At 65.1% G+C, this 22,503-nt stretch carries 20 protein-coding genes; 11 read left to right on the top strand and 9 right to left on the bottom strand.

The window, feature by feature from the left end:
• Positions 1-15 precede the first annotated feature (15 nt).
• A complete protein-coding gene (locus tag E3T46_RS04055) occupies positions 16-615 on the bottom strand; it encodes a PH domain-containing protein (protein ID WP_134577559.1) in 600 nt (199 codons plus the stop codon).
• Positions 616-683: 68 nt separating this feature from the next.
• On the opposite strand from E3T46_RS04055, the gene E3T46_RS04060 reads away from it, so the two are divergent.
• Both E3T46_RS04060 and typA read left to right on the top strand, forming a co-directional pair.
• Entirely contained in the window at positions 684-2,471 is a 1,788-nt protein-coding gene (locus E3T46_RS04060; RefSeq protein WP_134577560.1) for an ABC transporter ATP-binding protein, read from the top strand.
• Positions 2,472-2,604: 133 nt separating this feature from the next.
• Positions 2,605-4,515, top strand: a complete 1,911-nt coding sequence (gene typA / locus E3T46_RS04065) for a translational GTPase TypA (RefSeq protein WP_092450276.1) — start codon at positions 2,605-2,607, stop codon at positions 4,513-4,515.
• A gap of 190 nt (positions 4,516-4,705) precedes the next feature.
• On the opposite strand, the gene efeB is transcribed toward typA, so the two are convergent.
• From efeB to efeU, 4 genes are read right to left on the bottom strand one after another with little or no spacing between them, the layout of a single operon-like run.
• Positions 4,706-6,037 carry an iron uptake transporter deferrochelatase/peroxidase subunit gene (gene efeB / locus E3T46_RS04070; RefSeq protein ID WP_134577561.1) on the bottom strand — a complete coding sequence of 444 codons (1,332 nt, stop codon included), beginning with the start codon at positions 6,035-6,037 and terminating at the stop codon, positions 4,706-4,708.
• Positions 6,034-6,618, bottom strand: a complete 585-nt coding sequence (locus E3T46_RS18805) for an EfeM/EfeO family lipoprotein (RefSeq protein ID WP_347232605.1) — start codon at positions 6,616-6,618, stop codon at positions 6,034-6,036. Before E3T46_RS18805 ends, efeB begins: the two co-directional genes overlap by 4 nt.
• 15 nt (positions 6,619-6,633) lie before the next feature.
• The gene (locus E3T46_RS18810; RefSeq protein WP_347232602.1) at positions 6,634-7,203 is read right to left on the bottom strand and encodes a hypothetical protein; all 570 of its coding nucleotides are present in this window, start codon (positions 7,201-7,203) and stop codon (positions 6,634-6,636) included.
• Positions 7,204-7,231: 28 nt separating this feature from the next.
• Complete coding sequence (efeU, locus tag E3T46_RS04080) at positions 7,232-8,101, bottom strand: iron uptake transporter permease EfeU (protein ID WP_134441990.1); 870 nt, start codon at positions 8,099-8,101, stop codon at positions 7,232-7,234.
• A gap of 150 nt (positions 8,102-8,251) precedes the next feature.
• Here efeU and E3T46_RS04085 point away from each other — a divergent pair, with 150 nt between their 5' ends.
• The 4 genes from E3T46_RS04085 to E3T46_RS04100 all read left to right on the top strand — a co-directional run bounded on the left by E3T46_RS04085 (position 8,252) and on the right by E3T46_RS04100 (position 12,194).
• Positions 8,252-9,229, top strand: coding sequence for a hypothetical protein (locus E3T46_RS04085; protein ID WP_134577562.1), 978 nt, complete (start codon positions 8,252-8,254; stop codon positions 9,227-9,229).
• A 36-nt stretch (positions 9,230-9,265) separates the two neighbouring features.
• Positions 9,266-9,589 (top strand): ferredoxin, encoded by a 324-nt coding sequence (gene fdxA, locus E3T46_RS04090; protein ID WP_134464104.1) that lies wholly within the window; start codon positions 9,266-9,268, stop codon positions 9,587-9,589.
• Positions 9,590-9,598: 9 nt separating this feature from the next.
• Entirely contained in the window at positions 9,599-10,699 is a 1,101-nt protein-coding gene (dapC, locus tag E3T46_RS04095) for a succinyldiaminopimelate transaminase (RefSeq protein WP_277870915.1), read from the top strand.
• Between the two features lie 208 nt (positions 10,700-10,907).
• Complete coding sequence (locus tag E3T46_RS04100) at positions 10,908-12,194, top strand: citrate synthase (protein ID WP_134442015.1); 1,287 nt, start codon at positions 10,908-10,910, stop codon at positions 12,192-12,194.
• A gap of 328 nt (positions 12,195-12,522) precedes the next feature.
• On the opposite strand, the gene E3T46_RS04105 is transcribed toward E3T46_RS04100, so the two are convergent.
• The 3 genes from E3T46_RS04105 to dapD form a co-directional block, all read right to left on the bottom strand.
• A complete protein-coding gene (locus E3T46_RS04105) occupies positions 12,523-13,389 on the bottom strand; it encodes a hypothetical protein (protein WP_134577563.1) in 867 nt (288 codons plus the stop codon).
• 693 nt (positions 13,390-14,082) lie between these two features.
• Entirely contained in the window at positions 14,083-16,752 is a 2,670-nt protein-coding gene (locus E3T46_RS04110) for a penicillin acylase family protein (protein WP_198419099.1), read from the bottom strand.
• Between the two features lie 67 nt (positions 16,753-16,819).
• Positions 16,820-17,809 carry a 2,3,4,5-tetrahydropyridine-2,6-dicarboxylate N-succinyltransferase gene (dapD, locus tag E3T46_RS04115; RefSeq protein WP_092450260.1) on the bottom strand — a complete coding sequence of 330 codons (990 nt, stop codon included), beginning with the start codon at positions 17,807-17,809 and terminating at the stop codon, positions 16,820-16,822.
• A gap of 17 nt (positions 17,810-17,826) precedes the next feature.
• Between dapD and dapE the strand changes: the two genes are divergently transcribed.
• The 3 genes from dapE to E3T46_RS04130 all read left to right on the top strand — a co-directional run bounded on the left by dapE (position 17,827) and on the right by E3T46_RS04130 (position 20,476).
• Positions 17,827-18,939 (top strand): succinyl-diaminopimelate desuccinylase, encoded by a 1,113-nt coding sequence (gene dapE / locus E3T46_RS04120; RefSeq protein ID WP_277870916.1) that lies wholly within the window; start codon positions 17,827-17,829, stop codon positions 18,937-18,939.
• A 15-nt stretch (positions 18,940-18,954) separates the two neighbouring features.
• Positions 18,955-20,217, top strand: a complete 1,263-nt coding sequence (locus E3T46_RS04125) for a hypothetical protein (protein WP_241980445.1) — start codon at positions 18,955-18,957, stop codon at positions 20,215-20,217.
• Between the two features lie 82 nt (positions 20,218-20,299).
• Complete coding sequence (locus tag E3T46_RS04130; RefSeq protein ID WP_092108645.1) at positions 20,300-20,476, top strand: DUF3117 domain-containing protein; 177 nt, start codon at positions 20,300-20,302, stop codon at positions 20,474-20,476.
• Between the two features lie 67 nt (positions 20,477-20,543).
• Here the strand turns inward: E3T46_RS04130 and E3T46_RS04135 are convergent, their stop codons facing one another.
• A complete protein-coding gene (locus tag E3T46_RS04135; RefSeq protein ID WP_092450256.1) occupies positions 20,544-21,176 on the bottom strand; it encodes an O-methyltransferase in 633 nt (210 codons plus the stop codon).
• 86 nt (positions 21,177-21,262) lie between these two features.
• Here E3T46_RS04135 and E3T46_RS04140 point away from each other — a divergent pair, with 86 nt between their 5' ends.
• Both E3T46_RS04140 and ppk2 read left to right on the top strand, forming a co-directional pair.
• A complete protein-coding gene (locus E3T46_RS04140) occupies positions 21,263-21,652 on the top strand; it encodes a sec-independent translocase (RefSeq protein WP_092450254.1) in 390 nt (129 codons plus the stop codon).
• A gap of 17 nt (positions 21,653-21,669) precedes the next feature.
• Positions 21,670-22,491, top strand: a complete 822-nt coding sequence (gene ppk2, locus E3T46_RS04145; protein WP_134577564.1) for a polyphosphate kinase 2 — start codon at positions 21,670-21,672, stop codon at positions 22,489-22,491.
• The last annotated feature ends 12 nt before the right edge of the window (positions 22,492-22,503 follow it).

Consider the following 22,503-nt stretch of genomic DNA (forward strand, 5'->3'; position numbering starts at 1 on the left):
ACACCGGTGCTGCGCTCAGGCCAGAAGAAGAGCCACAATGGATGCCGCAGTGACGGCTGCAAGCACGCCCGCACGACCCCAAGCCCAGACGACCGTAACGGGAGTCCGGGCCGCGAGGCCGCCATCGACCCGGCCACTCTTTTTCAGCGCGTCCCAGCGCGAGCGCACCAGTTGCGCCGCCTCGCCGGACTCACTCCCCGGCAGGTCGCCGGGCCGCGGGGAGCCGCTGACATAGGGCACGGGGTCGGTGGTTTTGCGGCGGCCGGCACTGGTCAGGCTCCGACCAGGAGCCGGGGCGCAGAAGACCGCGAACTTCTTTCCGGGCGTGTACAGGGTGAGTGCAAACTTGGTATCGACGTGCACGAGAGCCGCCCACGGCACCACGATGGTGCGCAGCGGATTGCGAATGGTCACGGCGGTATCACTCACCCGCAGGTCGGGCCGCCAGAGTACCTCCCAGACGAACAGCATCACGAACAGGGCCGGAACGACCAGAGCGCGGTTCGACGCGGTCGGCAGCAGGAACAGGCTCAGCGCGCTCAGTGCGGCCACCGCGGCGAAGATGGCGGCGATGACGCGATTGAACCGCGAGTAGAAGACATCCGGGTCTGGCATGCAGCCATGCTGCCAGATTTTGGTGGCAGCCACCGTACGAGCAGCAGGATCGACGAAAGCAGGACTTCATGACCGACCAGGTGACGCCCCCATCCTCCGGTCCGGTGCTGCAGGTCAGCGACCTCACCGTGCACTTCGGCGTGGACAATGTCTGGGTACCGGCCGCGCTCAAACTGAACTACTCGATCGAGCGTGGCAAGGTGCTCGCCATTGTCGGCGAGTCTGGCTCGGGCAAGAGTGCGAGCTCCATGGCCATTCTGGATCTGCTGCCCGAGAACAGCCGCATTTCCGGCAGTGTCAAGCTCAGCGGCCGCGAACTCATGGGGCTGAAGCCCGCGCAGATGCACAAGGTGCGCGGCGGTCAGATCGCCATGATCTTCCAGGAGCCGATGACGGCGCTCAACCCGGTCTATACGATCGGATTTCAGATCATTGAAACCCTGCGGGCCCACTTCGGCATGTCGCCCTCCCAGGCCAAGACGCGCGCTCTGGAACTGCTTGACATGGTCGAGCTGCCAGATCCGCTGAAAGCCTTCAACTCCTATCCGCACCAACTGTCTGGCGGGCAACGCCAGCGGGCCATGATCGCCCAGTCGATCTCCTGCGATCCGCAACTGCTCATCGCCGATGAGCCAACGACCGCCCTCGACGTGACGGTGCAGGCCGAGATTCTCGACCTCCTCCGCAGCCTGCGCGATCGCCTCGACAGCGCCATCCTGCTGATCACCCATGACATGGGCGTCGTGGCCGACCTGGCCGACGACATCGCCGTCATGCGTCGCGGTGTCATCGTCGAGCGCGGCACGGTCGACCAGATCTTCAACGAACCGACCCACCCGTACACGATCGCCCTGCTCCAGGCCGTTCCGCACCTCGGGCAGCGCGGAGACGACGCGATCGATATGACCGCGGCGCTCGCCATCGGCACCGACATCGTCGTCGACGCGGTCCTGGCCGCGCGCATCGAGGTCAATGAGCGTCTGGCGAATGAGGCGGCGACCGCTGCGCGACGTGACAGCCGCGAGGTGGTCGTCAAGTTCGACGATGTGGTCATCGAGTATCCCAAGCACGGTCGCGTCGCGGCGTTCCGCGCCGTCGATAAGGTCAACCTGTTCGTGCGTCAGGGGGAGGTGCTCGGGCTGGTGGGGGAGTCCGGCTCCGGCAAGACCACGCTCGGCCGCGCAGCGATCGCACTGCTGCCCATTACGGAAGGCCAGCTGCACGTGGCCGGCCAGGATATCTCGAAGGCCAGCCGCGACGAGATTCGCCGACTGCATAAGAGTGTTGGAATCGTATTTCAGGACCCGTCCTCCTCGCTGAACCCGCGGATGCCTATCGGTGACAGCATCGGAGAACCGCTCAAGCTGGCGAAGGGACTCAAGGGGGCGGCCCTGAGCGCACAGGTCGAGCGGCTGCTCGACAGCGTTGAGCTTCCGCGCGCCTACCGCAGCCGGTTTCCGCACGAACTTTCCGGCGGGCAGAAGCAGCGCGTCGGCATCGCCCGCGCACTCTCGCTTGAACCCAAGGTGCTCATTGCCGATGAGCCGACCAGTGCCCTCGACGTGTCGGTGCAGGCGCGCGTACTCGACTTGATTCAGTCGCTGCAGAAGCAGATGAATTTCGCCTGCCTGTTCATCACGCACGACCTCGCCGTCATCGACGTGCTCGCCGATCGCATCGCGGTGATGCACCACGGTCGCATCGTGGAAACCGGCACGCGAGATGAGATTCTGCGCTACCCGAAGGACCCGTATACCCAGCGTCTGCTGGCCGCCGTGCCGATCCCGGATCCTACCGAACAGCGTGCCCGGCGGGAGCTGCGCCGCGAGTTGCTGGCCGCGGGCAACGACGTCTAGCTGTGTGAGCCCCACCAGTTGGGGCCAAATAATACGGTAGGATAGTACTTTGGGTCACATTATGACCCCTGGTATCCATTCTTCGTCGCGCGCGAGACTCTGCGGCACTCATTCTTCGTAAGGATCTATTTTTATGGCGATTGCTACACGCAATAACCTCCGAAATGTTGCAATCGTTGCTCACGTTGACCACGGTAAGACAACGCTGGTTGACGCGATGCTCAAGCAGACCGACTCCTTTGCAGACCACTCACACGTTGAAGAGCGCGCGATGGACTCGAATGAACTCGAGCGCGAAAAGGGCATCACGATTCTCGCCAAGAACACGGCGGTCTCGTACAAGGGCATCCACGCCACCGAGGGGCCCATCACCATCAACGTGATCGACACCCCGGGCCACGCTGACTTCGGTGGTGAGGTCGAACGTGGCCTGTCCATGGTCGACGGTGTTGTTCTGCTGGTTGACGCTTCCGAGGGCCCGCTGCCGCAGACCCGCTTCGTGCTCCGCAAGGCGCTGGAGGCCAAGCTTCCCGTCATCCTCCTGGTCAACAAGACCGACCGTCCCGACGCGCGCATCGATGAGGTCGTGGCCGAAAGCCAGGACCTGCTCATCGGCCTCGCGAGCGACATGGCCGACGACTTTCCCGACCTCGACCTCGACGCCGTCCTCGACGTGCCCGTCGTCTACGCGTCCGGTCGTAACGGTGCTGCCAGCTGGAACAAGCCCGAAGACGGTACGCTGCCCGACAACGATGACCTCGAGCCGCTGTTCGATGCGATCCTCAAGCACATTCCGGCACCGACCTACGATGACACGCACCCGCTTCAGGCGCACGTCACCAACCTCGACGCCTCGCCGTTCCTCGGCCGCCTCGCGCTGCTGCGCATCTTCCAGGGCACCATTAAGAAGGGCCAGACCGTGGCCTGGGTGCAGCAGGACGGCACCGTCAGCAACGTGAAGATCACCGAGCTGCTCATCACCAAGGCGCTGGACCGCTACCCGACCGAGAGCGCCGGCCCCGGCGACATCGTGGCCGTGGCCGGTATCGAGAACATCACCATTGGTGAGACCCTCGCCGACCCCGACGACGTGCGCCCGTTGCCGACCATTACGGTTGACGACCCGGCCATCTCGATGACCATCGGAACCAACACCTCGCCGCTCATGGGCAAGGTCAAGGGCCACAAGCTCACCGCTCGCATGGTCAAGGACCGCCTCGACCGCGAACTCGTCGGTAACGTCTCGCTCAAGGTCGTCGACATCGGACGCCCGGACGCCTGGGAGGTGCAGGGTCGTGGAGAACTGGCCCTCGCCATCCTGGTCGAGCAGATGCGTCGCGAGGGCTTCGAGCTCACCGTCGGCAAGCCGCAGGTAGTTGTGAAGCGCGTCGACGGCAAGGTACACGAGCCCTTCGAGCACCTCACCATTGACGCTCCGGAAGAGTACCTCGGCGCCATCACGCAGCTGCTCGCCGCCCGCAAGGGTCGCATGGAGAACATGGCGAACCACGGCACCGGCTGGGTTCGCATGGAATTCATCGTTCCATCGCGCGGCCTGATCGGCTTCCGCACGCAGTTCCTCACCGACACGCGCGGTACCGGTATCGCCAACGCGATCCTGCACGGCTACGAGCCCTGGGCTGGCACCATCAACACCCGCACGAACGGTTCCATCGTGGCCGACCGTTCGGGAGCGGTCACCCCGTTCGCGATCATCAACCTGCAGGAGCGCATGTCGTTCTTCGTGCAGCCGACCTCCGAGGTCTACGAAGGCATGGTCATCGGTGAGAACTCGCGCGCCGACGACATGGACGTGAACATCACCAAGGAAAAGAAACTGACCAACATGCGTCAGTCCAGCTCCGACACGTTCGAGTCGATGACACCGCCCAAGCAGCTCTCGCTCGAGCAGTGCCTCGAATTCGCCCGTGAAGACGAGTGCGTCGAGGTCACCCCCGCCGCCGTGCGTATTCGCAAGGTCGAGCTCACCGCATCCGCTCGCTCGCGCCAGGTTTCGCGCGTGAAGAAGATGGACGCGAACTAACTCGCACCTGCTTTCTCGCAGAAGCCCCCGCAGCCTCGGCTGCGGGGGCTTCCCGCATTAATCCTCGCCGACGCGTGAATCTCGGCCCCAAGAATCGCTCAAATGGCCCCGAAACTCACGGCTTGGTTGAGAACCCACTCTTTGCGTCATTGCATTTTTGCGTCTTTGAATCTCTTGGCTTTGAGTCCTTTTAGGCGAACAGAGCCGCGCCCACGTAGCTCCTTGCGCTTGCCCCGGCCGGCACCGCGAACAGCGCGCTCCCGACGTGCCGAATGTACTCGTTGAGCGCATCGTGCTTGGCCAGGTTGAGCTGCACCGCGGTGAACTGTGCCGGAGAGCGCTGAAAGCTGATGAAGAAAAGACCGGCGTCGAGCCGCCCCAGGTCATCGTTGCCGTCGACGAAGTTGTAGCCACGACGCAGCAGCTTCATGCCGTGGTTCTGGGTCGGATGCGCGAGCCGCACGTGGGCTGCAGCACCGATGAGCGGCTCATTCTCGCGGCCGGCCAGAGTGAAATCTGGCTCGCTGAACTCGGTTCCGCCGGACAGCGGAGCACCGGCACCCTTGGTGCGGCCGAACACAGCCTCCTGCTCGCGAAGAATCGTGCGATCCCAGGTTTCAATGGTCATCCGGATGCGCCGCGCCACCAGGTAGGAGCCGCCGGCCAGCCAGGCGGGTCCGTCGTCCGCGGACACCCAGACCTGGTCGGTGACGACCGCGGGCTCCTCGGCCTTAATGTTGGCGGTACCGTCCTTGAATCCGAACAGGTTGCGCGGGGTGGCCTGGGCCGTTGATGTCGATGAGGTGCGTCCGAATCCGAGCTGGGACCAGCGCAGGGCCGCCCGGCCGAAGGCGATGCGGGACAGATTGCGAATGGCGTGCACGGCCACCTGCGGATCATTGGAACAGGCCTGGATGCACAGGTCTCCGTCGCTGCGCCCGACATCGAGGTCGTCCCCGGGAAAGTGCGGAAGCGGCGTCAGATTGGCCGGGCGGCGGGCGACGATGCCGAAGCGATCGACGCCATCCGCTGTTTCAAACAGGGTCGGACCGAAGCCGAACGTGATCGTGAGGCCGGCCGTGGGCAGCCCCTGCGCCTCACCGGTGTCCTCGGGTGGGGCATCGTAGGGGCCGCTGACGGCGCCGTACTCGCCGATATCCGCTCCGGCGCACATCGCGGCCGCCGCGACCGTCCAGTCCTGGAGCAGCTCGATCAGCTCGGCTCGCGTCACGCCCACCGAGACGTCGAACGCGGCAAAGTGCAGGCGATCCTGGGCGGGCGTGACAATGCCGGCCTGGTGGTTGCCATAGAACGGGTAGACCGCCGAAGCGGATGCCTCACCCGGCGACGCCGACGCCGCCAGCGCTACCCGGTCCCCGGCTGCGCCCAGCCCGATGCCGGCGACGCTGGCGCCGGCGAGGCCGAGTAGCCCGCGCCGGGAGAGGCCTCGTGCGGTGCCGGCCGGTTCGGTGGACCCGGCTTCGCTGGATTCTGCCCGCTTAGAACGGGTCCAGCCCGTCACAACACGAGCGCGGCCGTGAGCTGGTTGAGCGGCTCGCCGAGCGCGTTGACCTGGTCGGCGAGGGCGCGAATCTCGGCCGGAGTGAGGTCGGTGTAGAGCCTGAAGCCCTCATCAATGCGTTGGGCGTCGAGCAGTGTCTGCAGCGAATCGAACTCGGTGTCGAGCGAAGCGGCCAGGTCGGCATCCGTTTTGAGCAGTACCGGTCGCACCCCGTCGTAAAGCACTTTGGCGCCGTCGACGTTGGCCTGGAAATCCCAGAGGTCGGTGTGCGACCAGGCTTCTTCCTCGCCGGTGACCTTGCCGGTGGCGACCTCGTCGAGCAGGCCGATGGCCCCGTTGGTCTGCTGCGACAGGGTGAACGTGAGGCCCTGCACCTTCTCGTGCAGGGTGGCGGTGTCGGCGACGAGCTGTTCGGTGAGTGCCGCACGCTTTTCGGCGGTGTAGGCCACGAAACCCGCCTCAGCGTCGTGCGGCCAGAGATCCTTCTCGATGGCGTGCCAGCCGGTCCAGTTTTGGCCCGCTTCGAGGTCAGCTTCGCGCAGGTCGAGCTTGGGGTCGAGGTCGCCGAACGATTCGGCGATGGTTTCGACGCGTTCCTAGTGCACCCGGGTGGAGGCGTACAGGCTGCGGGCGGTGTCGTCGTCCCCGGCTGAATAGGCGGCGGCGAACGCGTCGGTGCCGGTGACGAGCTGGTCGATCTGGTCGCTGACGTAGGAGGCGTAGTTGGTGTTCGAGGTGTCGATCTGGGTGACGAGGTCGACGTCGTCGGTGGCGGCGGCATCCGTTTTGGTGGCGGTGAACTCGGCCTTGCCGACGCCGTCGCCGGTCATGCCCGGTTTGCAGGCGGTGAAGTAGCTGCCCTCGGTGAGCTGCACGACCAGGTCGCGGGTGAGTCCTGGACCGATATTCTCCGCCTCACCCACGATGCGCAGGCCGTCTGCGGCCAGCAGGTAGAACTCGGTCACCTGGTCACCGGAATTGGTAACCGAGAAACGGATGCTGCCGGCCGGCGCCTCGTTCGCGCTCACCGCGCAGTCGGTCGCGCTGCTGTCCACCGTGAGCGCGGTGTGGGTGGCCGCGGGGCTGTTGGCGACGCAGCCGCTCAGCAGGCCGATACCGAGAACGCCGAGGCCGAGCAGGCTGGCGGAACGTAAGACACGGGGCATGGAGATCCTTTGAGCTGGGCGAGAAGAGTTAGTGCGCGGCGACGGGCGTGGTCGCCGGTGCGGTTGGTAGAGCCAGGGCCGGGCGGGCGCTCGGGCGGCCGTGACGGCTCTTTCTGATGAACACCGTCAGGGTGGGCACGGCATAGGCCAGCCAGGCGAACATCTCCAGCCAGGTGGTGGCGGGGGAGAAGTTCAGGGTGCCCTTGAGCAGCGTGCCGTACCAGCTGTCCGGGGGCACGGCGGCGCTCACATTGAAGGCGAGGGCGTGCAGCCCGGGCAGTAGGCCGGCCTCCTGCAGGTCGTGCACGCCGTAGGAAAGCACACCAGCCGCCACGACGATGAGGATGGCGCCGGTATAGGTGAAGAACTTCGCCAGGTTGATCTTGAGCATGCCGGCGTAGATCAGAGCGCCGAGGCCGATTGCCGTCAGGATACCGAGCGCCGCACCGAACAACGGCAGGGTCGTGGCGCCGGTGGCCTGCACGGCCGCCCAGATGAACAGGGCCGTTTCGATGCCCTCCCGGCCGACGGCAAGGAATGCCACGAGCACGAGTCCGAGGCCTGCACCGACGAGGTGTTTGTCGATGTTGCCCTGCAGGTGGCCCTTGAGATCGCGTGCGGTGCGCAGCATCCAGAACACCATCCAGGTCACCAGCCCGGTCGCGACGATCGAGAGCACGCCGCCGATGGTCTCCTGTGCGGTGAACGACAGGCCGTAGGTGCCGAAGGTCAGCAGCGCGCCGATGCCAAGGGCGAGCAGTACGGCCAGGGCCACACCGAGCCAGATGCGCGGCAGCACGTCACGTCGACCGATTTTCACGACGTAGGCGATGAGAATTGTCACGATCAGCGCGGCCTCAAGGCCTTCGCGCAGGCCGATCAGGTAGTTTGCGAGCACAGGGGTTCCTCGTCGGGTTCGGGCGTCGATTTTGGTAAGGCTAACCTTACCGAATTTGACTCTAGCCCGTGGATCGTGACCGTGTCTAGTTACGATTGGATTCTGAGCCCGTAATCAATAGCCAGCAGAGCAGAAACGGTGCGTGCGCCCATGGTCATGTCCGGCAGCGGTGAGCGGATCCTGTTCGTGCATGACCGACCGGGCGACGAATCCGCGCTGACCGGCGGCACGATTGCCCGATTGCGCGCCGACGGGGCGAGGGTCGTCGTGCTCTACGCCACAACGCTGACCGAAACGGATGCCGCAGCGGTGCAGGCCGCGCTGGCCGCGCTTAGCGCGCGCAGCTGGCATGAGCTGCCGCGCGGGCTGGAGCCCAGCAGCGCTCTGCACAACGAAATCGATGAACTCGGTGCGACCGCCCTGGTCGTCGGCGCCGTTGACGATGTTCTGCGCGACGCCGCGACCGTGGCCGCACACGCGGCCGGCCTGCCCGTGTTTCTGGCCCGCACGGTGCGACAGTCGCCCGGCCAGCGCCTCGTGGCGATCGACGTGGGCGCTCAGCTCGAGCAGAAGCTGCGGGCGCTGGCGCATTTTCCCGCGCGCTGGAACGTCACCGACCACAGGCGCGCCCTGGTCGACGGCACGACCGACGTGATCACCGACACCGAAACGTTTCTGCAAACGAATGCCCCTCACCCCGCCCCGCCGCAGCTCGCCTCCCGGCCCGCTCGCCTCACTCTGGCGAACCGATCGCTGGCCGGCCTCGGCGGCCTGCTCGTGGGCATCCTCTTTGGTGTGTTGGGAACCATCGCGCACCAGGCCACGCTCACGCTGTTCGGCATCGCGCTGCCGATCGGACTGACGATCGCGTTCGTGGCGATCGCTGCGCTGTTGCTCGGCCTGCGCCTCGTGATCGGCGACCGGTTCGTCGTCGGGCTGGCCGCTACCGGGCTGCTGGTGACCATTTTCGTGCTGTCGCTGCGCGGTTCCGGGGGGTCGGTGCTCGTGCCTGCGGGTTTGCCGGGAACCTTGTGGACCGTGGTTCCGGCATTGATCGCGGCCTTTGTGCTGGCCTGGCCGAAGCTGCCGCCGCGCCTCCGGGCGCCGCACCAGGGCGGTGGGGCGTAGAATCAGGAGTCCGCTCTCGAAGGGAATCCCAAGCCTGTGACGTATGTGATCGCTCTTCCGTGCGTCGATGTGAAAGATCGTGCCTGCATCGACGAATGCCCGGTGGACTGCATTTATGAGGGCGAACGCTCCCTCTATATTCACCCGGATGAGTGCGTCGACTGTGGTGCCTGCGAACCGGTCTGCCCGGTCGAGGCCATTTACTACGAGGACGACTTGCCCGAACAGTGGGCCGACTATTACAAGGCCAACGTCGAATTCTTCGACGACATCGGCTCTCCGGGCGGCGCGGCCAAGGTCGGCGTGCTCGCCAAGGACCACCCCGTCATCTCCGCGCTGCCGCCGCAGGTTCAGCACTAAGCGGTCTTCGTGCTGAAGCCGCTCCCGGATTACCCCTGGGACCAGATGGTGCCGTTTGCCGCTCAGGCCCGGCAACACCCCGATGGAATCGTCGACCTGTCGATAGGTTCGCCGGTCGATGCAACGCCCCACGTGGTGCAGCAGTCGCTGCGCGCGGCGACGGATGCCCACGCCTACCCGCAGACCGTCGGCACGCCTGCCCTGCAGCAGGCGATCATCGCCTGGTATGCCCGGCGCCGCGGGGTGACCGGCCTGGAGTCGAACAACGTGCTGCCCACGATCGGTTCCAAGGAACTCGTCGCGCTCATGCCGTTCATGCTCGGCGTCGGCGAGGGTGACACGATCGTGCATCCGCTTGCCGCCTACCCGACCTACGCGATCGGCGCCGCGATCGCGGGCGCCACGCCCCTGGCCGCCGACGACCCTGCCGAATGGCCGGACTCGACCAAGTTGATCTGGCTGAACAGCCCGGGCAACCCTGATGGGCGGGTACTCTCGGTTGACGAGCTGCGCGCCGCCGTCGACCGCGCGCGCGAACTCGACGCCGTGATCGTGAACGATGAGTGCTACGCCGAACTCGGCTGGGACGCCCCGTATGACACCGAACCGATCCCGAGCATTCTCGACCCCCGCGTCATCGAGGGCGATCAGCGCAAGGTCGTCGCGATCTATTCCCTGAGCAAACAGTCCAACATGGCCGGGTACCGTGCGGCCTTCGCTGCCGGTGACAGCGACGTGCTGGGCCGGGTGCTCACCGTGCGCAAGCACGCCGGACTCATGCTGCCGGCACCGCTGCAGGCTGCCATGATCGCTGCCCTCGGCGACGACGAGCACGTCGCCGCGCAAAAGGAACGCTATCGAGCGCGCCGCGCTGTGCTCCGGCCGGCGCTCGAACAGGCCGGTTTTCGAATCGACCGCAGCGAAGCCGGCCTGTATCTGTGGGCGACCGAGGGCCGACCAGCCTGGCAATCCATCGAACGGATGGCCTCCCTCGGGATCCTCGCCGGCCCCGGCCCGTTCTATGGTGACGTCTACCCGGAGCACATACGGTTCTCGCTGACCGCGACCGACGAACGCATCGCCGCAGCTGCCGCTCGCTTGCGCGCCTGACCTGTGGATGATCACCAACGAACCGCCCGAACTCTTAGCTGATGCAACAGTAGGCGGCCGGGCGGATTAGGCTGTAGTCGCGGCGGAGTCGACCACGGCAGTAAGTTAAAGTGCCGACTCAGTGACGCGTCGCCACATTTCATCCGTCAGTGAGACCCGAGGAGGTTCCGTGACCGACGTTGCGCAGCACATTACAACCGGCGAACCGATGAGCGCTGACCCCAACAAGGTCACGCTTACCTTTCCCGGCGGCAGCGCAGAGTTCCCGATCCTGACCAGCGTGGACGGCGTGTCGAGCATCGACATCTCAACCCTGACCAAGAAGACCGGCCTCACCACGCTGGACTACGGCTTCGTGAACACGGCGGCCACCCGCTCCGCGATCACCTACATCGACGGCGATGCCGGCATCCTGCGCTATCGCGGGTATCCGATCGAACAGATCGCCAAGAACTCGAACTTTCTCGAGACGGCCTGGCTGCTCATCTACGGTGAGCTGCCCAGCGCGAGTGAACTCGCAAACTTTGACGATCGCATCCGTCACCACACTCTTCTGCACGAAGACATGCGCCGCTTCTTCGACTCCCTGCCGCACAAGGCCCACCCGATGAGCGTTCTCGCGTCCGGTGTCTCGGCACTGTCGACGTTCTATCAGGACTCGCTCGACCCGAAGGATCCGGAGCAGGTCGAGATCTCGACCATCCGTCTGCTGGCCAAGCTGCCGGTCATGGCCGCCTACGCGCACAAGAAGAGCATTGGGCAGGCGTTTCTCTACCCCGATAACTCGCTGAGCTTCGTCGACAACTTTCTCAAGCTCAACTTCGGCAATATGGCCGAACCGTACGAGGTCAACCCGGTCGTCAGCAAGGCGCTTGAACGCCTGCTCATGCTGCACGAAGACCACGAGCAGAACGCGAGCACCTCGACGGTGCGCCTGGTCGGTTCGACCGAGGCCAACCTGTTCGCGTCCGTTTCGGCCGGCATCAACGCCCTGTTCGGTCCGCTGCACGGTGGCGCCAACGAAGCAGTGCTCGCGATGCTCGGCGAGATCCAGGCATCCGGTCAGGGCGTCGAGAAGTACGTCGAACGCGTCAAGAACAAAGAGCACGGCGTGAAGCTGATGGGCTTCGGCCACCGGGTCTACAAGAACTACGACCCGCGCGCCACCCTGGTCAAGGAGAGCGCCCACGAGGTGCTCGCGGCTCTCGGCGTCAAGGACGACCTGCTCGACATCGCGCAGGAACTCGAGCACATTGCGCTGAGCGACGACTACTTCAAGGAACGTCGTCTGTACCCCAACGTCGACTTCTACACCGGCGTCATCTACAAGGCGATGGGCTTTCCGACCCGCATGTTCACCGTGCTCTTCGCGATCGGTCGGTTGCCTGGCTGGGTCGCGCACTGGCGTGAAATGAACGAGGATCCGGCCACCAAGATCGGTCGCCCGCAGCAGCTCTACGTGGGCTCCCCGGCCCGGGACTACCCGCGCCGTTAGCGGGTCGGCTGTTTGCCGCCGCGCTGTCCGATCTCAAGTCGTCACCAAGTGGGTTGCGGTGGCTTCTCGCCGTCGCTGTGCGCCTGCCTAACCGCCCGACGTGCGTGAGGTGCCACTTTTGGCCCCTTGACCGGGTGAGTTCGAAGGTGAGGTGCCACTTTTGGCCCCTTGCGACCTCGCCATGGGGCAAAAGATGGCGTGTCGCAAGAACGATGGGACCAGAGTTCGCGTCTCGGGCGTCTCGGGCGTCTCGTGCGGCCAGAGTTGGCCGGGACAGTTTCGGCGAGCATCCGCTGCACGGTCAGGCGGGGGAGGCGCGCCGCTGTGGTCAGCAGCCGGGGCCGTGGGGGTTGGTGAGGCAGTCTTCGGCGACGAGTACGGTGGATTCGTTTGCGGCCATGACGGTGAATGGGGCTGAGGGCATGGTTATGGTGCCGTCGACGGGGCGCCAGCCTTGGTCGCCGAAGCTGTAGTCGGCGTGGTAGTTGATGGTGAGGACGATGGAGTAGGTGCCCTTGGCCGTGTACTTGTGGCTGGTGTCGGTGGTGGTGAATTCGGCAAGTCCGAGGGCTTCCCAGCTGGCGCCTCCGTTCGGGGAGATGGCGGTGTTTCCGTCGCCGAAGTTCCAGTGGTAGCTGATCGGGGTGAACATGACTTGCGCGGGTTGGCCGAGGAGGATTCCTTCGCTGATGTGGGTGGATGCGCCGGTCCAGAAGTTGGCGGCGAGTCCGATGATGGCCCAGCCGTTGGGTTCCATGCCTGTTGGGGCGGTCGGCGCGGGGAAGTTCTGCAGGTCGGAGATGCGGACGATGGTCGCGGCGGAGCAGAGTGGGCAGGCTGCCGTGGGTGCGGCGATGGTGGGTAGGAGCTGGGGGTGTCGTTCCACTATGTCGCTGAGGCCGCCGGTGTTGCAGGGAACCCATTGGCTGGGTTCCGTCGTCGATTTGTGGCTCACGCACATGGCCGGTCGTTTCAGGTCGCGCGCCGAGCCAGTCCCACGGCCTGAGGCAGAGCGCTTGCCGCCTGCGTTTTGGCCATCCGTTTTGCTGGTGTAGCCCGCCAAGAGGTCAACCCCATTTCCATGCGCTATGCCGTCGGAATCCGGTGGTGATTCGAGGGGAACTCCGAGCTCCACGGTCGCGATCAGGCGGGCCTTCTCTTGAGCAGTTGCCGGAGCAACAAACATTTGGGGCATGGCAATAGCCGAGAGGCTGGCCAGGATTAGCAGAAGTCTGATCCGGACCATATTTCCGATTTCTCGAGGAGAAGTTGGCTATTTTCATTATTCTGAACGAGTGTCACGACGAGTGGATATCGTGTGGGCCTGTCTGGTGGCGCTACCGAATTGCCATTGGCGCCAACTACTTCGCCATGGGAAACGTCTAAACACATGTATAGGTTTATTGACCCTGCCTGGAGATTTGCGGATTGAACAGTCATGGAGTCAAAACCAATATCGCCGACGAGGTGGACTCCGCGAGCCGTCAATCTTTCATAAGTCGCGATTTCTCCTGGAAGCATGTCTTCGGTAACGAATGGCTCTATTCGATTCGGGTCGGCACCACCTTCGCGCGAAATTGTGTTGGCCATTGCCTGATACGACGAATAGAACGAAGTCGCGGCAGCGAGGGCTTCGTCGTTCGAAGCGAAGATCGGGGGAGCTTCAGCGGGAGCGGCCGTAGCTTTCGCGACGGGTGATGCCGTGTTGGGCGGGACGGGAGCGGCCAGGCATCCGTTCAGCGTGCCGGCAAGGAAAAGTACGGCAGCGGTGAGCACAGCTCTGTGCACGGGGCGGCGTCGCGGCGGGTTACGCATGGGGTCACCATAGACCGGATTGCTACAACACCGTCAAAGTTCTCCACAGGCTGGTGTTCAGGCCAGAATCAGGCTACGCGGCGGGCTCGAGGGTGAGCGTGTCGGCCGCGTCGTCGTTGATGGCGGCGGGGGTGAACAGCCACGGGCGCGTCTCATGGTCGCGCCAGAGCGGTGCTTGATCGGTGTAGTTGGAATGAAAGGCGTGACCGGATGCCCCGGTGAGATTGATCCAGGTGGAGTCGTCGAAGTTCTCCAGGCTGATCACCTGCCGCATCGACGGCACCCAGTCGACCTGGTAGCCCTGGGTGGCATCCCAGCCGACGGCGTTCACGACGGCGGATCCGCCCGCCAACTCGTAGGGTCCGCGGTTGAACAGCCACTCCAGCGGGGCGATCCCCGACTCACCGAAGCTCGCGTTCTTGAGGTCGAGCGTGTGGATGCTGCCCCACTGCCAGTCGGTCGGGTCGGATCCCATCAGATCGGCACTCTCGGCGGCGGCGCTCGTCATGACCCGCCGCAACATGCTCTCCTGGCCGACGGTGCCATAGGTGGGGTTGGACCACCACGGCGAGTCAGGCTGGCCGAGCAGGCTCGTCACGACGGAGAACGCTCGGTCACCACCGGTGAGGTGGGCGCCGTCATCGACCTTTCCGGTGAACATGTCCTTCAGCAACGTGCGCCAGATCACGTTGAAGTAGGCGGCCGCCGCGCTGTCGGCATCCACCTGGTAGTCCCAACCATCGAGCAGCTGCTGCGCCTCAGCTGCTGAACCGGTAAGGCGCACCTCCTGTAGCCGAGGCACCAGCGCAGCCGCGATCGCACTGTAGTTGTCGCCCTGAATGTCGCTCATTAGCTCCGCGGTGAGCGGAGTTCCGACCGCGATGAGTTCTTGCAGTCGAGCGGTGATCTGGTTTGCCCGGTATCCGAGATCCCAGTCGGCGGTCAGCAGGTTCGGGGAGCCCGGGTCGGCGGCGGCGTTATTGGCCGTGACGATGTATCCGCTCGGCGGATTGAACGTACTCGGCAGCGCATCAAAGGGGATGTAGCCGGTCCAGCCGTATTCACTGGTCCAGCCCGGCACCGGGAGGGTGCCGTTACCGCTGGCTCGAATGGGGATGAGCCCGGGAGCCTGATAGCCGATATTGCCCTCGACGTCGGCGTAGGTCAGGTTTTGCGCCGGAACCTCAAACAGTTCAGCGGCCGCCCGAAAGCTGGTCCAGTCGGTCGCCTGGTTGAGTGCGAAAATAGCGGATGCCGTTCGCCCCGGTGTCAGCGCGGTCCACTGCAGGGACAGCTCATACGTCGTTAGGTCAACACCGCTGGCCTCGGCGTCGGACTCTGCCCCGGAGGAAGCGGTCGGCAGCCCAGCCGCTTTCGGATAGTCGCTGGCGATGCGTTGGTACGTGGTGCCGTCGAATCCGCTGAGTAACGGTCCGTGTTCGGTCGAGCGAATCTCGATCTTCACGTCATCGCCGCCGGCCACCGAGATCTTCTCGTCGCGCAGCAGGAGCGGCTTCGCCGCGCCGTCGAATTCGTAGCTGTCGCCGGTGATTTTTTCAATGTAGAGGTCGGCGACGTCGGGTCCGAGGTTGGTGAAACCCCAGGCGATGCGCTCGGTGTGACCGATGATGACGCCGGGCAAACCGGAGAAGCTGTATCCGGCGACGTCGAACGGGCAGTCGGCGGTGATCGACTGGCAGCGCAGCCCGACCTGGTACCAGACCGAGGGCAGCGCCGGCCCGAGGTGCGGGTCGTTGGCCAACAGTGGCATGCCGGTGTTGGTGAGGGAGCCGGCGACGACCCAGGAGTTGGAACCGATCTCGCCGCCGGCCGGCCCGAGCAGCTCCGGAATTGCCCCGAGTACGGCGCGCAACTCGGTGAGCGCCCCCGCGTAAGAGTCGACGGACGCGGACTCGACGGTCGAATCGAGGCCGGTGCTGGCGGACGGCTCAGCCGTTGGTTCACCGGCCGGCTCGGCCGGCTCGGCAGCCTCCGGCGCCCCGGCCGACGGAACGACGACTGTCTGGCTGCCGGTGATGGTCGGGTGTGCTCCCGCGGGGTACTCGGGGTGCAGCTGGTTCACCTCGGTCGGGGTGAGCGTCGTCGACAGCAGTGCCCGGTCGATCTCATCATCCAGGTTGGAACGCAGGTCCCAGGCCATTGCCTTGAGCCAGGCGACCGAATCCGCCGGAGTCCACGGTTCGACCTCATACCCGGGGTTCTGCAGGCCCAAAACGGCATACTCCAGCGACAGATCGGCGCCGTCGTGGGTGTCGAGGTAGGCGTTCACCCCGTCGGCGTAGGACTGGTAATAGCCGAGCGCGACCGGGTCGAGCAGTGCTACCTCCTGTTCGGCGACGGCTCGCCAGCCGAGCGTCCGCACAAACGTGTCGGTGCCCACCTGGCTCTCGCCGAACAGCTCCGACAATCGGCCGCTGGTCACGTGCCGGCGAAAATCCATCTCCCAGAAGCGGTCCTGGGCGTGCACGTAGCCCTCGGCCAGAAACAGGTCGGCCGCGGTCTTCGCCGTGATTTGAGGTATCCCGGCTTCGTCACGAGTCACGGTCACCGGGTTCGACAATCCCTCGATGTCGACGGTGCCCGACAGCGTCGGAAACGACCGTGTCACCGTCCACACCCCGAGCCCGGCCATGACCAGGACGAGGCTGAGCACCACACCGAGCGCGATCAGCAACCGCCTAATGCGGCGATGGCCCTTGCTGCGCGGTGCGTCGGTGCCCACATCACTCCCTCGCGTGTTGCCCTTACCCGGATGCTAGCGGAACCCGCCGACATCCGCTCTGCAGCTGCTACGCGTGCAGCGCGGCGTTCAGCGTGATGCCGCTGCCGCTGCGGGCGAGGACCTCGACGGCGCCGGAGATGGAATTGCGGCGAAAGAGCAGGTTCGGCACGCCGGAAAGCTCCACGGCCTTCACCGTCGGCCGCGCGCCGTCGTCCCCGACCGGCTCGCCGATCAGAATCACCTTGGTGCCGGCCGTGACGTAGAGCCCGGCCTCGACGACGCTGTCGTCGCCGATGGCGATGCCGACCCCGGAGTTGGCGCCGAGCAGGGCGCGGGCACCGATCGAAATGCGCTGGGTGCCGCCGCCAGAGAGCGTGCCCATAATGGATGCCCCGCCACCGATATCGGCGCCGTCACCGACCACGACACCCTGCGAAATACGGCCCTCGACCATCGAGGAGCCGAGGGTTCCGGCGTTGAAGTTGACGAAGCCCTCGTGCATCACGGTGGTGCCGGGAGCGAGGTGCGCGCCGAGCCGCACGCGGGAGGCATCCGCTATTCTCACGCCGGCCGGTACGACGTAGTCGAGCAGCGGCGGAAACTTGTCGACGCCGCTGGCCTGGATGCCGGCGCGCTGCAGGGCCGGGCGAAGCCGGGCGAAGTCGACCGGCAGCATGGGGCCGGCGTTGGTCCAGACCACGGTGGGCAGGTGCGCGAAGATACCGTCGAGGTTAATGCTGTTCGGCAGAACGAGCAGGTGGGAGAGCAGGTGCAGCCGCAGATAGGCATCCGAGGTGCTGGCTGGGGCCGCGTCAAGGGTGATCTCAACGGTGACGGCTTCGAGGCGCACCGCGCGACGCACGTCGTCACCGGCTGCCTCGCTGAGTTCGGCCGGAATAATCCAGCGATCGCGGCCGGTCGGCAGGGCGCCGAGGGCCGGGGTCGGAAACCAGGTGTCGAGCACGGTGCCGTCGGTGGCGACAGAAGCGAGACCATACCCCCACGCCTGGGTCGGAGTGGCGTCAGAAGGGGCGTTTTTGGTCAGAACGGAGGGCATACCTCTAGATTAGTAGGGTGACTTCTAGACTTCCGGCCCCAGCAAAATTCACCGTGCTTGACCTGACGGCAACGTCGATCGAACTGACCAGACAAATTTGCGATATGGAGTCGGTCTCCGGCAATGAGACCGCCCTGGCCGATGCGATCGTCGCCGCGCTGGAGGGCTTCGACCACCTCGAAATCATTCGCGACGGCGACACCGTCGTCGCTCGCACCAACCTGAATCGTGCCCAGCGGGTCGTTATCGCCGGCCACATCGACACCGTGCCGCTCAACGACAACCTGCCGACCCGCTACGAGACCATCGACGGCGTCGACTACCTGTGGGGTCGCGGCACCGTCGACATGAAGGCGGGGGTGGCCGTGCAGCTCAAGCTCGCCGCCGAACTGAGCGACCCCGGAGTCGACGTGACTTGGATGTGGTACGACCACGAAGAGGTCTCCGATGAGCTCAACGGCCTCGGCCGTCTGGCCCGCAATCGTCCCGACCTGTTCCGGGGCGACTTCGCTATTCTCGGCGAACCGACCAAGAGCCAGATCGAGGGCGGTTGCAACGGCAACCTGCGGGTCGAGATCCGCACGTTCGGACTGCGCTCGCACTCCGCGCGCAGCTGGGTCGGCGAGAACGCCATCCACAAGGCCGCACCCATCCTGAACATTTTAGCCGGGTATCAGGCCCGCGAGGTTGAGGTTGAGGGCCTGGTCTACCGCGAAGGACTCAACGCGGTCGGCATCACCGGCGGTGTCGCCGGCAATATCATCCCGGACGAGTGCATGGTGCACGTCAACTACCGTTTCGCGCCGAGCCGCAGCGGCGATGAGGCCGTCGCCCACCTGCGCGAGCTGTTCGCCGGCTACGATCTGACGGTCGTGGACCGGGCCGAGGGCGCGCGCCCCGGCCTCGACGCCCCGCTCGCCCGCGAATTCCTCGCTGCCGTCGGCGGCGTGGCCACGCCCAAATACGGTTGGACCGACGTCGCGCGCTTCTCCGCCCTCGGCGTTCCGGCCGTCAACTACGGCCCCGGCGACCCGCTGAAGGCGCACGCCGACGACGAGCGCGTGGCCGTAGAAGAGATCACGGCCTGCGAGATCGGACTGCGCGCCTGGCTGAGCGCATCCGTTCGCTAACGCAGCGACAGAACGATGACTGAGCGGACGCTGCGCTCCCGCAACCAAACCACCCGCAGCCCAGACCCCCGCCGCCCGCCCGCCCGCCGGCTGCCCGCTGCGTGGCAGGCCCGCTATCGGCTGACGCCGTGGTGGGGCAAGGTGATCGTGGTCTGGGCGCTGTCGCGCGTGGTCACGACGAGCCTGGTCCTCATTCTGGCGAGCGTGCAGGGCCCCAACGCCTGGACCGGCGCGAGCCCGAAATACACCGACTTCGCCAATATGTGGGACGGCAACTGGTACAACATCGTCGCCGTTGTCGGCTACCCGAGTGTGCTGCCGGAAACCTCGACCGGCCAGATCGGCGAGAACGCCTGGGCGTTCATGCCGGGGTACCCGGTACTGGCGCGCCTGCTTATGGAACTGACCGGGTTATCCTGGGCGCCGGTGGCGGTGTTCGTCTCGGTCGCCTTCAGCCTCGGCACCGCGCTGCTGTTCTACCGGCTGATGGCCCGGGTTCAGTCGCCGGCCACGGCCCTGTTCGCGGTCGTTCTGTTCTGTGCCGCCCCGCTGTCGCCCATGCTGCAGTTCGCCTACGCCGAGTCGATGTACCTCTTCTTTCTGACCCTCGCGCTCTACCTGCTGCTCGAACGCCGCTACTGGCTGCTGTTTCCGGTGATCGCGGTGATGGCCCTGACCCGGCCGAGCGGGCTGGCCTTCGCGCTCGCGCTCGGGCTGCACGTGATCTATCGGTTCGTCACGCGCGCGCGTGATCCTTTTGCGCCTCGAGAGCGGATGCTGGCGGCATCCGTTACCCTGTTCAGCGCTCTGATGGGACTGGCCTGGCCGCTCGCTGCGTGGGCGGCGACCGGCGACCTGATGGCCTATACCGACACGGAACTGGCTTGGCGAGCACCGTACATCGGCTATCAGGAGCTCGTGCCGTTCACGGCCTGGTTCCAGAGCGGCGTCTGGTGGCTCGGCAGCCCGTTGGGTATCGTCGTGGTGACCGCCCTGATTCTGGCCTTCGCGCTACTGCTGTTCACCCCCGCCGTGCGACGCCTCGGCGTTGACCTGCGGCTGTGGCTGGCGAGTTACGCCCTGTACCTGCTTGCGGTGTTCTTTCCGCAGTCCAGCACGTTTCGGCTGCTCATGCCGATGTTTCCGCTGCTCGGCGCGGCCGCGATGCCGCGTAACCGGGCCTATCGCGTGGCGATCGTTCTGGTCTGCGTGGCCGGGCAGTGGGGCTGGCTGCTGATCTGCTGGGGTGTCGACGGCTACGACTGGACACCGCCTTAAACGACCGCGATCAGGCCCTAATTTACGTCTCGGGCCGAGATAGTCGATAATGGATATACAAAGACGAATGGAAGGGGAGTTCATGGCGGCCATGAAGCCACGAACCGGAGACGGTCCAATGGAGGCGGTAAAAGAGGGGCGCCTGATCATCGTGCGTGTACCGCTCGAAGGTGGGGGTCGGCTCGTTGTATCAGTCAACGACGCCGAGGCCAAGGAACTTCACGATGCACTCGCAGGGGTTGTCGCTGCGGCGAAGTAGCGTTCCTCTAGTTCGAAACAGAAAAGAACGGCTGCTCGCGCAGCCGTTCTTTTCTATGTGCGGTCGGTTAAGCGCTCAGCTTGGTGATCTGCAGCAGCCCATCGCCGACGGGGGAGAGCGCGCTGATCACGGCACTCGACCCGGCGATCTCGGTCAGCAGCGTGCGAAAACCGGTGGCCACGTCGTCGCGCTGCGCCGGGTCGGCGACGCGGCCGCGCCACAGGGCGTGCGCCACGAGTACGGTTCCGCCCGGGCGGGCCAGGCGCAGGCCGTGTTCAACGTATTCGATGACCGACTGCGGGTCGGCGTCAACGAACACAATGTCGTAAGAATTCTCGTTCATGCGGGGCAGCACCTCACCGGCCTTGCCTGTGATCAGGCGAACCCGGTTGGCCGGAATCTTCGCCTCGGCGAAATTGGCTTTGGCGTGCTGTAGATGATCAACTTCGGTATCGATCGAGGTCAGGGTAGCGCCGGGCGCGCCGGTGAGCAGCCAGATCCCCGACACTCCGGCCCCGGTACCGACCTCGAGGATACTGCGGGCCCCGGTGGCGGCGGCGATCACGGCGGACTGTGCGCCCACCGAGGGGGCAATCGCGTCGATCCCGAGTTCGAGGGATTGTTGACGCGCGCGCGCGATGGCTTCGGATTCGACGACACAGTCGTCGGAGAACTTCCAGTTCAATTCAATGTCAGACACAAATAACTCCAGTAGATGATTAGCTCAAGACTAGGGCCGAGGTGGACTGGTCCATGGATGCCCCGCCGGGCAGATATTCTAGGGACATGTTTGGGCTGACGTTCGAAAAGATTCTGCTGATCGGGATCATCGCTGTCTTCTTGCTTGGCCCAGACAAGTTGCCGCACTACGCCGCCCAGCTTGCTCGCCTGGTACGCCAGCTGCGCGACATGGCCAATGGTGCCAAAGATCGCATGCGCGACGAGATGGGTCCGGAGTTCGACGATCTGGACTGGAAAAAACTCGACCCACGCCAGTACGATCCCCGCCGCATCATCCGAGAAGCCCTCGCCGATGAAGACCCGGTCAAGGAGCAATCCGCGTCAATTTCCCGGGCCGAGCCGAACCCCGACGGCGCCTATTTGAAACGCAAACGTGCCAGGGAAGCCGCCCTGGCCGCGCTCGAGCCGGCCCCGTTCGACTCTGAGGCGACGTAACGCTCCAAGGAGAACCGATGAGCGAGTTGAAGCAGCCCAAGCGAGTAAAAAAGTCCATCTACGAGACCGAACTCGCCCGGCTGCAGGCCGAACTGGTCACGATGCAGCAGTGGGTGAAGGCATCCGGTGCCCGCATCGTGGTGATCTTCGAGGGCCGCGATGCTGCCGGCAAGGGTTCGGCGATCAAGCGCATCACCGAATATCTCAACCCCCGGGTGGCGCGCATCGTCGCGCTGCCGATGCCGACCGAGCGCCAGCGCGGCCAGTGGTATTTTCAGCGCTACATCGAGCACCTGCCCTCGACCGGAGAGATCGTGCTGATGGACCGCTCCTGGTACAACCGGGCTGGCGTCGAGCGGGTGATGGGCTACTGCACTTCCGATGAATACCGTCGGTTTCTACACCAGGCACCCCTGTTCGAACGGATGCTGGTCGAAGACGGAATTTTGCTGGTCAAGTACTGGTTCTCGGTGTCTGACCTGGAGCAGGAACGACGGTTTCGCTCCCGGCTGAAGGACCCGATGCGGCGTTGGAAGCTCTCCGAAACGGATGTGCTGTCGATCACCCAGTGGGTCGAGTATTCCAAGGCGAAGGATGAGATGTTCGTGCACACCGACATCGCCGAAGCGCCCTGGTGGGTGGTTGAGAGCGAGGACAAGCGGGCCAGCCGGTTGAACGTGATCAGCCATCTGCTCTCGCTCGTGCCGTACGAGAAAACGGACCCGCCGAAGGTGCACATTCCGCCCAGGCCGCCGGCTTCGGACTATGAACGGCCGCCGCGGGAGGAGAACCACCAGGTTCCCGACCATGCCGCGACGCTGGTGAAGCCGAAGGAATAAGGATTCCCGGGC

Origin of the sequence: Cryobacterium sp. Hh11, from assembly GCF_004404045.1 — a bacterium.
Classification (GTDB): Bacteria; Actinomycetota; Actinomycetes; order Actinomycetales; family Microbacteriaceae; genus Cryobacterium; species Cryobacterium levicorallinum.